We start from the raw sequence: 15,656 nt of genomic DNA, 5'->3' as shown, positions 1-15,656 counted from the left end.
TATGACCTACGAAGAACTATTAACAGAGATGGCCCTGGCCAACGAAAGGATTATTGTGATGACGGCCGAAAACCGTGCGCTGGTACGCAACCTGCCGGGCATATTAGGCAAACGTTTTATTGATACCGGCATTACCGAGCAAACCATGATCGGCGCATCTGCCGGTTTGGCTCTGCGTGGCCGCGTACCCGTAGTGCATGCGCTGGCAGCGTTTTTAACCATGCGTGCCTTTGAGTTTGTGCGCACCGATTTAGGTATAGCAAACCTGCCGGTTAAGCTAAGCGGATTTATCCCCGGCCTTTTATCTGATGGTAACGGCCCTACTCACCAGGCAATTGAAGATATTTCTATCATGAGGGGCATCCCCAATGTAACCGTATTTGCGCCTGCCGATGAAGATGACCTTGTTAAAATGCTGCCGCAGATATGGCAAAGCAAACAACCAGCCTATACCCGCATAAATACCCGTAAAACAGGTTATGAGCATGAGCCTTTTACTATGGGCAAAGCCGAAGTTATTACCGAAGGCAACGATGTTACCATTTTAACCTATGGTTTACTTTTTGAACAGGCACTTATCGCGGTTGAGATTCTGAAAAGCGAGGGCCTTTCTGTAGGATTGGTTAACATGCGCAGTCTTAAACCCGTTGATGAGCAGGCTATATTAAAAGCATCGGCCCAAAGTAACCTGGTGGTAACGCTCGAAGATCATTTTTTAACAGGTGGCCTTTACAGTATTGTTGCTGAGGTGTTATTGAAACATCAAACAACGGCAAACGTATTGCCCATCGCCCTCAACGAAAAATGGTTCAGACCGGCATTACTGCCTGACGTTTTGCAGCACGAAGGTTTCACAGGCAAACAAATTGCCGAAAGGATATTAGGTTATAAAACCACCTACCATCAACCACAAATTTTAACACCTGAATTTTCAGAATAAAACACGACTCCAATGGCTAATAAAATAGCATTCAACAATAATTTTCCCAACATCAGCGAGTCTGATAAAATATATGACCGCGCTTTAAAGGTACAAAAGCCGGTTACTCAAACATTAGCCAAAGGGCCTGGGCAATTTACCAAAGGCGTGGCCCCCAAGTATATTGTTAAAGGCAAAGGATCACATGTGTGGGATGCCGATGGCAATGAATTCATCGACCTGAATTCTGCTATTGGTCCTATATCTTTAGGATATGCCTACCCGGTGGTTGATGATGCCATCCGCAGGCAACTGAATGATGGAATTACCTTTTCGCTGATGCACCCCTTAGAGGTTGAACTGGCAGAGCTGGTGCAGGAAGTTGTACCTAATGCAGAAGCGGTAAAGATCTCAAAAACTGGGGCTGATGTATGTTCGGCTGCCATACGTGTTGCCCGCGCCTTTACCGGCAGGGATAAAATATTTTGCTGTGGCTACCATGGCTGGCATGATTGGTACATAGGCATCACCAGCCGTAACGCCGGTGTGCCCGAAGCTATTCAGGATTTAACCTACACTTTTGAGTATAACGACATTGAGGCCGTAAAAGCCGCGTTGGATGAAACTGTTGCTGCTGTAATCCTGGAACCATTTATTTTTGAAGCCCCAAAGCCCGGCTATTTACAGGAACTTGCCGAAGTATGCAAAGCAAACGGCACCCTGTTGATATTTGATGAAATGTGGACTGGCTTCCGCGTGGCCCTTGGCGGCGCGCAGGAATACTTTAATGTTAAAGCAGATTTGGCTGTATTTTCAAAGGCATGCGCCAACGGTATGCCTATAGCCTTGCTTACCGGTCGCGCCGATGTAATGGAGCTCTTTAACTCCGCGGTATTTAGCTATACAACATTTGGCGGCGAAGCATTATCATTGGCAGCCTGCATTGCTACCATAAATGAGCTACGCGATAAAAACGTACCACAATACCTGGATGAGAATGGCGCATTGCTAAAAAATGGCTACAACCACATTGCCATTGAAACCGGGATGGATAAGTACACCCAATGTGTAGGTTTTAACTGCCGCAGCATGGTAACCTTTAGGCCAGAGGCCGGTAACGCCCTGGAAGTTAAAACGCTAATGCAACAGGAAATGATAAAACGAGGTGTATTGTGGGCAGGTTTTCATAACATGTGCTACAGCCACACTACCGAAGATATTGATTACATTTTATTGGCATACCGCGATGTTTTGCCTTTAGTAAAAGAAGCTATAGAAAGTGGCAATATTAAAAATTATTTAAAGGGCGAGGTGCTGGAAGCTGTTTTCCGCAAGGTGAGCAACTACAATATTAAACCTAAAAGCATCATAGCCGACTAATGATGAACCTTTTTGCATTAAACCAAAAAACGGCTTTAGTTACAGGTGCGCTGGGGCTTATCGGAAAAAAACATTGCGAAGCGCTTGCAGCAGCCGGGGCCAATGTAATAGTTGCCGATATTAATGTTGACGAAGTACAGCAATTTGCACAACAATTGGGTGATAACCATTTAGGATTAGCGGTAGATGTTACCAGCAAGCAATCGCTGATAGATGCGCTTAATACTATCCTGGATAAATACGATTCGCTTGATATATTGGTGAACAACGCGGCCATCAACGATAAATTTGAAGACCCGGCCATGGCTAAGGAGCTATCGGCCTTTGAAAATTATCCCCTGGAAGCTTTCCAGCGGTCACTAAATGTAAATATTACGGGCGTATTTTTAAGCTCGCAGATATTGGGTACGCATATGGCGCTTCAGGGAAGTGGCAGCATCATCAATATTGCCTCAACTTATGGCATGGTTGGTCCCGATCAATCCATATACCGCAACGCCAAAGGCGAGCAAACCTTTTACAAATCGGCTGCTTACCCCGTAACCAAGGGGGCTATTATCAATTTTACGCGCTTTTTGGCGGCTTACTGGGGCAATACCGGTGTAAGGGTAAATACACTATCGCCGGGCGGAGTTGAAAACGGACAAACCGAAGATTTTATAGGTAACTATTCAGCAAAAACATTATTAGGCCGTATGGCCAAAGCATCTGATTACCAGGGCGCACTTGTATTTCTTGCCAGTGAGGCATCGGCTTACATGACGGGGGCTAACCTGGTGGTAGATGGAGGATGGACAGCAATTTAATTCACACATAATTATGAATGAAATTTTAAAACAAAAAGCGGCCGGCATTAAACTATTGCTAACCGATAACGATGGTGTATTAACAGATGCAGGTGTTTATTACAACACCGATGGCGAGTTGTTAAAAAAATTCAACATGCGCGATGGTATGGGTGTGGAGCGTTTGCGAAAATTGGCAAATGTTGATACCGGTATTATAACCGGTGAACATTCTCCTTCGTTGATTAAACGGGCCGAAAAACTTCAGATAACTGAACTGCATTTAGGTATAAAGGATAAGGTTTCTACTTTTAACGAAATCTGCCACCGTTTAAATTTATCCGCACACGAAGTTGCCTATATAGGCGATGACTATAACGACCTGGAAGTTTTGAAACTTGCCGGATTAACCGCCTGCCCTGCCGATGCATTGCCATTGGTTAAAGCGCAAGCCGATTTTGTAAGCTCACTAAACGGTGGCGAAGGTTGTTTCAGGGAGTTTGCTGAATTTATCATCGAATCAAAGAATACCGCTATTACATCCGGTAACCGCAACGGCACAATAACATTACAAAACGGTCGTGTAATAGGTAAAGGACAGGCCAGCTACATCATAGCCGAAATTGGTATTAACCACAACGGATCATTGGAAACCTGCAAAAAACTGATTGACGAGGCTGTTGCAGCCAAAGCCGACGCGGTTAAGTTTCAGAAAAGGACACCTGAAATTTGCGTACCCAAAGACCAATGGGAAATAATGCGTGATACCCCCTGGGGAAGAATCACTTATATAGATTATAAACGCAAAACTGAGTTTGGCATTGCCGAATATGCTACAATTGATCAATATTGCAAAAAGTTAGGCATTGATTGGTTCGTTTCAGCCTGGGATGTTCCATCGGTTGATTTTATGGAAAGGTTTGATACTATATTGTACAAACTGGCATCAGCTTCATTAACAGATTTTGATCTGATACAACGCATCCTGGAAACCGGTAAACCTTTAATGCTGTCAACAGGGATGTCAACCATGAAAGAGATTGAAGCGACCATGAACTTTGCGAACGCGTTTGATGAAAACTATCCTTTGTTCATCGCTCATTCAACCTCAGCCTACCCATGTAGCCCCCAGGAGCTTAACCTTAAAATGATCCAAACGCTTGAGGCCAAATATCCGGGCATTCCAATTGGCTACTCGGGTCATGAAACCGGACTGGCCACTACTGTAGCCGCTGTAAGCCTGGGCGCTACTTTTGTTGAACGCCACTTTACACTTGACCGTGCCATGTGGGGATCAGATCACGCTGCATCAGTTGAGCCGCAGGGCTTACAACGCATGGTACGCGATATCAGGGATGTAGAAATCGCTACCGGCGATGGTTTTAAGCGGGTTTATGAATCTGAACTGGCACCTATGAAAAGGTTAAGGGTAAACATAAGTGATGAATATAAAGAAAAGCCTTTAGTTTAGCAATGCCACAGGAAAACGTACTTACCATTACTTCCATTATCCTTGCCTGCTGGGTAACTTTTATCATCGGTTGGGAGCGGATCTCCCCCTATCGTAAAGGTTTAGCCTTTTTTAGGGAAGGGTTTTGGATTGATCTGGTATGGTACACCCTGATACAAAGCTATTTTTTGAAGATCCTTATTTTTGATTATATAATTATGCCGCTGCAAAGGCATTTTGATCTATCACATCTTCAACTTATTACACATTGGCCAATTGCTTTACAGGTATTGTTTTTTGTGGTTACACATGATCTTTATATCTACCTGTTCCATCGCTTTCAGCACTCCAATAAGGTTTTCTGGCGCATCCATGAAGCGCATCATTCTGGTAAGGAAGTTGATTTTTTAGCCGGATCAAGATCGCACATCATGGAGATCATTATTAACCAAACTATCGAGTTTGCTCCTATTATACTTTTAGGAGCAAACCCGGTTGTTGTGCCTATCAAAGCTTTGATAGATGCCATGTTCGGTATGTTTATCCATGCCAACGTTAAGGTAAATATGGGCAAGCTTAAATACCTCATCAATTCGCCCCAATTACATTTGTGGCACCATGCCAATTACCAGGAGGTTTTCCACGCCAACTTTGCAACCAAGTTAGCGGTATGGGATTACCTTTTCGGCACCGTTTATGATCCCGGTCATGCCCCGGGTAATAAGCCCGAAAACTGGGGGCTTTACTATGATTATCCTAAAGATTACTTTTTACAGCATGCCTTCTCGATAAAGCGTTTTGATGAAAAAAGTTTGCTTAAATATTCCTGGTTTAAATGGTATTATACATTAAGATTCAGGGTCATGGACCAGCTTAAAAAATTATTCCCTACAAAATCCGAAGAGCCCGAAATTCATTTCCAGCCTACTTTACCATCAAATAAAGTGCACGAAGAAGATAACATATTACAATAAAACTTAAAAATTTGGCCTGGTTATATCTCATTATCGCGGCTGGCTTTGAAGCCGCCTGGACATTTTCGCTTAAACTGATGAAATTCAGTGACTTGAAAGCATTGCGATGGAACTCTGCCTTAAGTATGCAGCAGGGCTTACCAGCATGGATACCCTTTGCAGGTTATATTCTTTTCGGAATTGGAAATATCTATTTCTTTTCCTTAGCGATAAAACTGGTACCAACAGCCATTGCCTATGCCGTTTGGACAGCCGTAACTTTAGTATTAATTAAGGTATGCGAAATGACTTTATTTGATCAAAAACTATCATGGCAGGAGTTTCTCTTTATGCTCATGATCATGACCGGTATCCTGGGATTGAAATTTTACGGAACAGAAATAAAGTAATAAGCAGAGTCCAAAACAGTTTGCTAAGAGACTGTCTAATACGTCCAATGAAACACATATTTACGCGTCATTGCGAGGAACGAAGCAATCTCTACATAGGCAAATCGACCCTGCAAAGCCTCTCTGTACAGCAAAGAGATTGCTTCGTACCTCGCAATGACGGTCGTTTTTTTTGCAAACACCCTCGCAATGACGATCTATTTGTTTTTTTGAAACCCTCTAAGATTTTACCAGGTATTTATCAACTGCCACTTCCTTAAAATCATCTTTGCCGGCTCCGCAAGTTGGGCATTCATAGCTATTTAAAGCGGCAAATGCCGTGCCCGGCAAAACACCGCCTTGTTCATCTCCATATGTTTCATCATAAATGGTAAAGCAGTTGATGCATTGATAAACATGTTTTTGGCTAACGGGTTCCGCATCGTCTTTAATAATAGTTACAGGTGCCTGGCGCGCGGTACTTTGTAATTCATAAAATGCATCACAAAGAGCTATCAGATGCCCGCTCAAATCTGCCTTTGCTACCCCTTGCTTATAAACCACAAATTCACGCGTATTATGGTTAAAATCACGGGTGTGCACAATCTCAAATTTATCAGGCTTACGTTCACGAATCACGATGGAAGCATAGATACCTGATTGTGGCGTTCTTTTGATGGCAAAGCTTAAGCGATAAGTGCGTAAATCAGCCTCCTCAAATTCGCGAACCAGCTGTTGTTTAAGATCCAGGCATTGGTTGCATAGGTCTTCTACCTGCCAGTTTAGCTCGTTTGATGCATGCCTGATATTAACCCTGTATTTATTTAACAGGTTTCCCCATAAAGGCCTGTGTTTGGCCTCAATATTTTTTATCAATAATGATTTCCACGGACTGATGTAAAGCTGCCCTACCCTGGTTTGCATACACAGGTTGCAGATCTCCTTTAAAAACTCAATATCAAATAACTCATTGCGCCTGTATACGCCTAACCAATATTTGTTCCCCTGCTTATTAAAACCCTCGTAATAAGGCAACTGAAATTCAGGTATCTGCAATGGCTGCTCTATTTGCTGAATAACAAACTGGTTCCCGGGAGTAACAAGCTGATGCAGCAAATCGGGATTAACCTCGGCCTGGTTATAAAACAATTGTTTATTGGCAAAGATCACGTCCTGTATAACTTTGCTTATGGCCGGGATATCATCAGAATAAACCAACACGGGCCAGCAATACAGGATATTAGTTTTTGGAAATCTTACATACAAATACCAATAATTACTCACCGGCGATGAGATAAAATTAAGATTCCCGGTAAAAAACGGAACAAAGGTTTGGTTGCTATCAACCAAATTAATTTTAAGTAATGGCTGATGATCAAACAGGTCGAAAATATCTTTATAAACCCCTTCTTTAAGCCAGTTTTCCTGGTTAAAAATACCATCGGCGATGTATGAGCTGGTAATATTGGGGTTAATATCGGCATCAATTTCATAGTCGATACCAGCGCCCAGCATATCAAATTCCAGGTCTTCTAAATGTTCGGCATCGGTTTCAAAATAAAGCTGCTGCCGGTTACCAAAACGAATGTGTTTTGCACCAGCGTTTTGCGCTATGATAAGTATCTCGTAAAAATCGCCTGCAGATGCTACCCCTCCCGGTAAGTTTATCTTGATCAATTGCCTGCCTTTATCTTTCATATTTTTAAGCATTCATTAATTGTTGCTTTAAAACTTCATCCATCAAACGTTTAACCTCTGGCTTGCATGAACCGCAGCCTGTTCCAGCTCCTGTTGATGAACAAACATCTGCCAATTGGGAACAACCAGAAGCTACCTTGTTGCGGATATTATCGGCACCCACATTATTGCAGCTGCACACCAGCTTACCCAACACAGGCTGGGCGGTTTTGCCGCTGCGCAATAGCTTAAGGCGCTTATCGCTTAGCTCTGTTTTGTTGGCTATCAACTCCTTAAATTCCTGGAACTCGCCCTTATCTCCTATCAAAATAGTACCTACCAGCCTGTCCTGGTGAATGATGCATTTTTTATAATAACGTTTGGCTTTGTCAATAAATACGATCTCTTCATAATCCTTATCATCAGGGCATTCTGACAGACCGATACTGCACAAATCAAACCCATGAATTTTGATGATGTTCATGAACAGGCTGCCTTTATAATAGCTGGCAATATCACCGTTCATATAACCGGCTACTACCGCGGCCTGTTGCTCGGCAGCGGCGGTTATTCCATATAGTGTTCCGTTAAACTCCGCAATTTCACCTATAGCATATATAGATGGATCGCTGGTGAGCAGCCGCTCGTTCACGATAACGCCGCGTTTGCAATCCAATCCACTCTCTTTGGCAATTTCAAGGTTGGGGGTTGTACCTATTGCCAGGATCATGGCATCGCAATCAATTTTGCGGCCACTTTTTAAACCGATACCGGTTAATTTAGACCGGCCATAAAAAAGCTGTACCTCATCGTCATAAAAAATATCGCAACCCTGATCGGCCATCTCCTCGTGCAACAACCTGCTGCCCAACTCATCAAGCTGCCGGTTCAAAAACCTTGATGTACGCTGAATAATGGTGATGGTGATGCCCATTTCGCGCAGGGAGGCAGCCATCTCCAGGCCCAACAGGCCTCCACCAACAATAACAACATGCCCATTCTTGGGCAGATGTTTTTTAAAGTTATCGGCATCATTTCGGCTACGCATACTAAAAATACCCTGCAAGGCAGGTACGTTTTTAGGTATGGCCGCCCTGCTGCCGGTAGCAAGCAGCAAAACATCATAATAAGTTTTTACCCCGCGGCTATCCAGTACGTATTTATTAACTCGGTCAATTTTCTCGATGCTAACACCGCGGAGTAATCTTATTTTAAATTCGGGTTCCTCTTCATCAGTCATTTTCACCAGCTGTTCCCAACTTTGTTCGCCGCTGATGTAATCGGGCAGCATTACACGGTTATAAAATGGGTGGTCCTCTTTGCTAAAAATGGTAATTTCATCATCCTTGTTCAGCTCACGGTATGATCGTACAAAGCCGTGCGCCCCTGCTCCTGCACCAACAACTACGATGCGCTGAAATGGCTTTTTATATTTTTGAACGCTTACCGCGCAGTATTTAAAATCCGGTTCTTTTGATATTGGGTCAAGTATATCATTGGTAACATTGTTAACCCGGTGCATATCATTATTTAAAATTTTTCCCCAATGCATCGGCATAAAAACAACACCCTGTTTTATTGCTGTTGACATTTTGGCCTTTACCCTTACCTCTCCTCTGCGCGATGTAATGATGGTAACATCGCCCTCCTGTATGTTCAGCTTAATGGCATCCAGGGGGTTTATCTCCATAAAAGATTCCTTGATATGTTGGTTTAGCTTATTTACCTTACCTGTTTTGCTCATGGTATGCCACTGATCGCGAATGCGGCCGGTAGTCAGGATAAACGGATAATCATCATTAGGCATTTCGCTGGTAAGCTTATCAGGCACAGCGCTGATCAAGGCATTGCCGCTTTCAGTATAAAATTGCTTATCAGTAAATAAACGGGGGGTACCAATGCTTACATTCCTCTTTTTATATGGCCATTGTACAGATCCCTGTTGTTTGATGATATCATAGCTTAATCCGCTGATATCAATATTGGTTTTGGTTGTGAGTTTAGCATGCTCGGCATAAATTTCGGCAGCATTTTTAAAGTCGAAGCCTTTATAACCCATTTTTTTGGCAAAGCGGCAAATGATCTCGCTATCGGCGATAGCCTCGCCGGGGGGGTCCAGTACTTTATTCAGATAGCTAATGCGCCTTTCAGAATTGGTCATGGTGCCTTCCTTTTCGGCCCAGGCGGCGGCGGGGAGTATTACATCGGCGTAAGCCAAAGTTTCTGGCTTATTGCTGATCTCCTGCACTACCACAAATTTTGCTTTTTTTAGCGCCTCCTCTGCCAAACGTACATTGGGCAAACTGGTTAGTGGGTTGGTACACATAATCCAGATGGCTTTTAAGCGGCCATCGTTCAATGCCTCAAACATTTCGGTAGCGGTTAGGCCAGGCTTTGCGGCAATTTCTGTTCCGCCCCAAAACTTTTGTACCTCTGCCCGGTGCAGCGGATTTGCCAAATTGCGATGGGCCGGCAGCAGGTTGGCTAAACCACCAACTTCGCGCCCACCCATAGCATTTGGTTGCCCGGTTAATGATAGCGGGCCCGAGCCCGGCTTACCAATATGACCAGTTATTAAATTGAGGTTTATAAGGCTTAAATTTTTGTTTACCCCAATGGAACTTTGGTTAAGCCCCATTGTCCACATAGAGATAAATCCCTTTGCTTCGCCGATGTATTTGGCGGCAAGGCAAATATCACTTTCGCTCACACCACATATCAGGGCCGATTCGGCCAGGGTGCGTTCAAATACTATTTTACTGTATTGTTCAAAACCATCGGCATGGTGGGTTACAAAATCAATATCAATATCGCCATTTTCTATCAATACCCTGCCAATGGCATGGTTAAGGGTGATATCGGTACCGGGGTTTATTTGCAGATGCAAATCGGCAATGCTGCAGGTATCTGTAGCCCGCGGGTCAACCACTATGATCTTTACATGCGGGTTTGCTGCTTTATGGGCCTCAACCCTCCGCCATAAAATAGGATGGCACCAGGCCGGGTTGGCTCCGGTAACATAAAAGCAATCGGCCAGTTCAATATCGTCATAGCAAAGCGGCACGCTGTCTTCTCCCAGCGCTATCTTGTATGCCGCTACTGCGCTACTCATGCAAAGGCGCGAATTGGTATCAATATTATTACTACCGATGAAACCCTTCATCAGCTTGTTTACTACGTAGTACTCCTCGGTAAGGCATTGCCCCGATGCATAAAACGCTACCGAGTCTGGCCCGTATTTATTGATAAAAGTTTTAAAAACGGCTGCTGTACGCTCCAATGCATCATCCCAGCTTACCCTTTGCATAGGCATGCTTTTGTTGTAACGCATCTGTGGGTACAACAACCTGTCTGTTTTATCATTTGCCGTGTAGTGCAGGTTTAATCCCTTGCTGCACAGCATCCCCTTGTTTACCGGGTAATTTTTATCACCCTCAAGGGTAATACTTCCATTTTTCTCTTTATTTATAACAACGCCGCAGCCCACCCCGCAATAACAGCAGGTACTTTTGTAGGCATTACCAGATCGTTTGTTTATTGACATCTTTTTATAGCTAAAAGCTTAAGGCCTAAGGCCAAAAGCTTTATTTGAGCTGAAAGCTAAAAGCCTTCTTAAATTCTATTTTTATTTGAAGCTTAAACTAAAAGCTTTGAGCTTTCCGCCTTTAGCTTTTAGCCTTTTAGCTTACACTATGCTACCGCGATCATTGGTTCTTCGACCTCTTCTAAAACCGGTTGTTTTTGGAAACGCGTTAATAATACAATTACCGATACCACCATAACCATAATGCCGATATAGGTAAATGCCTGTACATAAGTAATGGTAGATGATTTGAATAAAAAGCCGAACATCATACCACCCAGGTTACCACCTGCGCCAACTATACCGCTTACCATACCAACATTTTTACTGTTGATGAACGGTACAATACCATAAGTAGCACCGTTTGACATTTTAAGGAAAAGCGCGAATGAAAGCATAGAAATAATAGCAGCAGTAAGGTTGCCAGAGCTGGCAAACAGAATAAGCCCTGCACCTTCTAATAGCAATACGCCGGCAAGCAACAAACCTTTGCCGCGCATCCCGAATTTGCCGCCTACTTTATCTGATACAATACCACCTAAAGCACGGGCAAAAATGTTCATGAACCCAAAAATACCGGCCCAAAAACCTGCCGAACTTTGCGACAGATGAAATGTATCTACAAAATGTAGTGAGGCCACGTTATCAAAAGTGATTTCCATACCAAAGCACATCGCATAAGCAAGGGTCAGTGCCCAAACGCGCCAGTCGCTCAATATGGACCAATCTGTTTTGGTAGAGTTGGTTTTAGAATAGCCTACTTCATCGTAGTTTCCATTGGGGGTATCCTTGGTATATTTCCAGTATAAAAAGGCAATAACCAGCATCATTACACCTGGAAATATCATTGCATAGCGCCATGCTTCGGCTTTGGTATAGCCAAAACCTACTATCGCAGCAAAGATCAATGGCATCACCATATTGGTAACACCTCCGCCCAAATTGCCCCAGCCACCGGTTACCGCGTTTGCCGTACCTTTTATATTAGGTGCAAACATCATAGAGGTATGAAACTGCGTGATTACGAACGATGCCCCAATTACACCTATTGCTAATCTGAATAACAAAAACGAGGTATAATCATGCGCCAGGCCTACAAAAAACACAGGTAATGAGCCTACCAGCAATAGCCTGATGGCCGTTTTGCGTGGGCCCCATGTATCGCAAAGTTTACCTATAATTAAGCGTGCTATAATGGTAGCCGCTACAGAAGCTATAATGGTATTACCTACCTGCCCTTTGCTTAGGTGCAATTCTGCACGGATGGTAGGCATCAGTGGCGCCAGGCCAAACCAACCAAAAAAGCACACAAAAAACATGAGCCATGTGGTGTGGAAGGTGCGCATTTGTACACCTTTTAATGAAAATATATTGAGTTTGGTAAGTTGTTTTTCCATGATCGTTTTAAATAAAAGCAGGGATTACTAATAAATTAATGGTCAATATTTGCTTCCGGCTTTGTGCCTTCGGCTTTTAGCTCACAGGTTACTTATTCAAAAATTCGGGTTTAATATTCAATTGCAAATAAGCCCAAACCGGATGAAGCCTGGAGCTTCCGGGTGTTAAAGCCTTGGCATATTCCATACTGCTTGTTGCAGCCATGTATGACAGGCCCAGATCAACAGCGGTAAACTTGTTAAGCTTATAGCTGTTGGTTAAATCAAACTCGGTACCCAGGTATTTGCCAATAGCCTGGCCCGTTGCATTCTTTTGATCTTTAGCCAGCAGAAAATAATGATTGGCCAGTTCGGTACTGAAACGTTTGTTATCAGATGCGTACTTTATTTTTAAATAAGGATTGCTTAAGCCGCCTGTAGGTGAACCACTGCCCGCATAAAAATAATCCATAGATCCCCAAAACTTGTGCGGCGTTCCGTATAATGGATCAAACCGGTGATTGGTTTTTGAAGTTGATAACGCATCATTGCCCGATAAATAATCCCAGCCAGCGGTATAACTAAGGTTGCTGCCTTTATATAATAAAGCTATAGTATAGGTATAAGCACTCAAGTCAAGGCCATCCTTATCATGGCCGCCCTGGTAGTAAAAACCACCGTTTACACCCCATTGATCTTTATCGCCAAATACCGGGTTTACCAGTAAGCCGGTAGTATATCGTGTGTTTACGCCAGCCTGATTAAAGCGGCGGCCGTAAATGTAACCTTCGTCTGTGCCAGATACATTTTTTACCGAATCGAGCTTATACTTGCCAAATTGGTCTGCCAAAAACAGACCTGATATTTTTGTTTTGTTGATTTTTTTGGCAACATATAAATATTCAAGCGACTTATAATTTTGATTTAAGCCGTTGGTTCCCGGTGGGTTTAAAAATGATGGGCTTCCTGTTTTTGAGCTGATACCAGCGGCATTAAGCAGCGGGATAAGTCCGGCGGGGGTATTTGCCAAATTGCCTTTGCTATCCTTTACCGTAGCAGGCACATTTGCCGGAGTGTAATAGGTACCATTATAATTTATAGCATCTGAACTTTGATTAAAAGCTAAGCCGAGATCCAATTGCCATCCCGATTGCAGCAGTTTAAAAACAAGGGCATCGTGTCGGCGGCCTTGCTGTAACCAGTCTAATCCTCCCAATAGGCGTTCATCGTCATAAACAAGCTCCTGACGACCTGCCTTAATTGCGAAATAATCAAATGGGGATGATTTGAAAGAAGTATCTTTTTTGTTGGATAAGATTAGCTCGGCCCAGGCTTCATGTAATCCTAAACGATTACCATCGTTTATAGTAATGGTTGATGCATCCTGCCCCCAAAGCCTTACATCCTGTACAGATGCCTGAAAAATAAGCCGGCTGCTTTTATAATTAAAGGTAAGCCTCGTTCGTTGTGAAACAAAGGCGGCATTTTTGTTACCTATTGGCTCTAAAGTTCCATAACCATCACGTAATTCGCCCCTTGTTTTTAACTGTCCTGTAATGGATAGCTGTGCAGAGGCATTGTATGAAATAAAACATGATATAATTAATAGAATTTTGCCGATAGTGTGTTGATTACATACATTTTTGTACATTTGAATTGGTTTTTTATTTGTTAAAGCGATTAAAAACTGTTTAACCCTGTCTGGGAATGCGACCTCCCGGCAGGGCTTTTTTTATATATTTTTTATTTTCATCATAGGCACAAGTTTTTTTTTAATAACTAAGCATTTAATTAGCATAAATATATCTTATTTAATGAATAAATACAAATAACAACACTTTAAAGTTAATTTTTATGATTAAAATCATGTAAATATGCTTTTTTTATGAAAAACTTAAATTTTACCAACTTAAAAAATGCCAAAATGCGCTTTTGATAATTTTTAAATCAACATAAAATGATTTATTCTCAATTAAATCGATATAAAATCAATATTTTTCAAAAAAAATCTACTTAAATCTTAAAAAAATCACAACAAACGCAATTCACATCGTTATTTTTAATAAAATCAACAGATATTTACGCAGCAAATGAAAAAAAATACCCCATGCGATAATCAAACTTGTTTTTTATGCAAAAGCTGCATTAAAGAATGGCTACCCGCCGTTGCAGCTAACAAAAAAAACCTTAGCGTAAAAAAGGGACAAGTTATTTTTAAAGAAGGCGATCCGGTTAAAGGGATATACTTTGTATACGAGGGAATTGTAAAGGTCCATAAAAAATGGGGCGCCGATAAAGAACTCATTATTCGCTTTGCCAATAAGGGAGCCATATTTGGACACAGGGCATTAGGCAAAAAAGCCACCCATTACCCTATTTCGGCAACAGCACTTGAAGCAGGAGTTATATGCTATATGGATATGGATTTTTTTGAGGCCACCCTGAAGGTTAACCCTAATTTCACTTATCAGCTTATGTTGTTTTTTGCTGACGAACTACAGGAGGCAGAAAAGAAGATGCGCAACCTGGCGCATATGCCCGTTAAAGGCCGCGTTGCTCACGCTTTAATATCACTAAAAAATCAGTTTGGTATTAATCCCGACGGGCACATTGGTATTGAATTAACCCGCCAGGACCTGGCTTCATTTACAGGAGCAACCTACGAAACCGTTTTTAGAGTAGTAAACGAAATGATACAGGAAAGCATCATTACCACCAATAGCAAAAAAATAATTATTATTGATGGAGAAAAATTATTTGCATTAACCCAGGATACTAACCTGTAACTTAGGCAATACCTACAAAAACTTTACCATCAGCCACTTTTACAGGGTAGGTTTTAATAACAAGCTCCTCCTCACCCAAACATTCGCCCGTAAGTAAAGAGAATGCCTTTTTATGAAACGGGCAAGCTACCTTTGGCTCGCAGCTCTCTCCGGCGCTACCTATCATTCCCCGCGAAATAGCCATTTGCTGTTTATGCGGACAAAGATTTTGGGTAGCATACCATTCGCCCCTGCGGGTAAAGTTAAAAATAGCTATCTGCTCCTCGCCATGCTTTACGCATGATCCACCATTTTCGGGCACATCATCTACATAACAGGCCATAATCCATTGTGTTGCTATTGTTGTTTCCATTGTGTT

At 42.5% G+C, this 15,656-nt stretch carries 12 protein-coding genes; 7 read left to right on the top strand and 5 right to left on the bottom strand.

Annotated features, from left to right (window positions below):
• Nucleotide 1: 1 nt before the first annotated feature.
• The 6 genes from AC1DYB_RS11265 to AC1DYB_RS11240 are packed head-to-tail and all read left to right on the top strand — an operon-like array spanning nt 2 to nt 5,897.
• A complete protein-coding gene (locus AC1DYB_RS11265) occupies nt 2-940 on the top strand; it encodes a transketolase family protein (RefSeq protein ID WP_477434932.1) in 939 nt (312 codons plus the stop codon).
• Between the two features lie 12 nt (nt 941-952).
• A complete protein-coding gene (locus AC1DYB_RS11260) occupies nt 953-2,299 on the top strand; it encodes an aminotransferase class III-fold pyridoxal phosphate-dependent enzyme (RefSeq protein WP_477434930.1) in 1,347 nt (448 codons plus the stop codon).
• Nucleotides 2,299-3,105 (top strand): SDR family oxidoreductase, encoded by an 807-nt coding sequence (locus AC1DYB_RS11255; protein WP_295711235.1) that lies wholly within the window; start codon nt 2,299-2,301, stop codon nt 3,103-3,105. The genes AC1DYB_RS11260 and AC1DYB_RS11255 overlap by 1 nt, the downstream gene beginning before the upstream one ends.
• 13 nt (nt 3,106-3,118) lie before the next feature.
• The gene (locus AC1DYB_RS11250; protein ID WP_477434927.1) at nt 3,119-4,555 is read left to right on the top strand and encodes an N-acetylneuraminate synthase family protein; all 1,437 of its coding nucleotides are present in this window, start codon (nt 3,119-3,121) and stop codon (nt 4,553-4,555) included.
• 2 nt (nt 4,556-4,557) lie between these two features.
• The gene (locus AC1DYB_RS11245) at nt 4,558-5,508 is read left to right on the top strand and encodes a sterol desaturase family protein (RefSeq protein WP_477434925.1); all 951 of its coding nucleotides are present in this window, start codon (nt 4,558-4,560) and stop codon (nt 5,506-5,508) included.
• Nucleotides 5,509-5,519: 11 nt separating this feature from the next.
• Entirely contained in the window at nt 5,520-5,897 is a 378-nt protein-coding gene (locus AC1DYB_RS11240) for a DMT family transporter (RefSeq protein WP_295711240.1), read from the top strand.
• A gap of 219 nt (nt 5,898-6,116) precedes the next feature.
• Here AC1DYB_RS11240 and AC1DYB_RS11235 read toward each other — a convergent pair whose 3' ends face one another.
• The 4 genes from AC1DYB_RS11235 to AC1DYB_RS11220 form a co-directional block, all read right to left on the bottom strand.
• Nucleotides 6,117-7,574 carry a rubredoxin gene (locus AC1DYB_RS11235; protein WP_477434923.1) on the bottom strand — a complete coding sequence of 486 codons (1,458 nt, stop codon included), beginning with the start codon at nt 7,572-7,574 and terminating at the stop codon, nt 6,117-6,119.
• 4 nt (nt 7,575-7,578) lie between these two features.
• The gene (locus AC1DYB_RS11230) at nt 7,579-11,097 is read right to left on the bottom strand and encodes a molybdopterin-dependent oxidoreductase (RefSeq protein ID WP_477434921.1); all 3,519 of its coding nucleotides are present in this window, start codon (nt 11,095-11,097) and stop codon (nt 7,579-7,581) included.
• 146 nt (nt 11,098-11,243) lie between these two features.
• Entirely contained in the window at nt 11,244-12,533 is a 1,290-nt protein-coding gene (locus tag AC1DYB_RS11225) for an MFS transporter (protein ID WP_477434919.1), read from the bottom strand.
• Between the two features lie 88 nt (nt 12,534-12,621).
• Nucleotides 12,622-14,163, bottom strand: a complete 1,542-nt coding sequence (locus tag AC1DYB_RS11220; RefSeq protein ID WP_477434917.1) for an alginate export family protein — start codon at nt 14,161-14,163, stop codon at nt 12,622-12,624.
• A gap of 439 nt (nt 14,164-14,602) precedes the next feature.
• Here AC1DYB_RS11220 and AC1DYB_RS11215 point away from each other — a divergent pair, with 439 nt between their 5' ends.
• Nucleotides 14,603-15,298 (top strand): Crp/Fnr family transcriptional regulator, encoded by a 696-nt coding sequence (locus AC1DYB_RS11215; RefSeq protein ID WP_477434915.1) that lies wholly within the window; start codon nt 14,603-14,605, stop codon nt 15,296-15,298.
• A gap of 1 nt (nt 15,299) precedes the next feature.
• On the opposite strand, the gene nirD is transcribed toward AC1DYB_RS11215, so the two are convergent.
• A complete protein-coding gene (gene nirD / locus AC1DYB_RS11210) occupies nt 15,300-15,650 on the bottom strand; it encodes a nitrite reductase small subunit NirD (protein ID WP_295711250.1) in 351 nt (116 codons plus the stop codon).
• Nucleotides 15,651-15,656 lie beyond the last annotated feature (6 nt).

The sequence above is a fragment of the Mucilaginibacter sp. P2_A4 genome (genome assembly GCF_056405015.1).
Note: the sequence above shows the minus strand (reverse complement) of the source record. Positions and strands in the feature narration are given on the sequence as shown.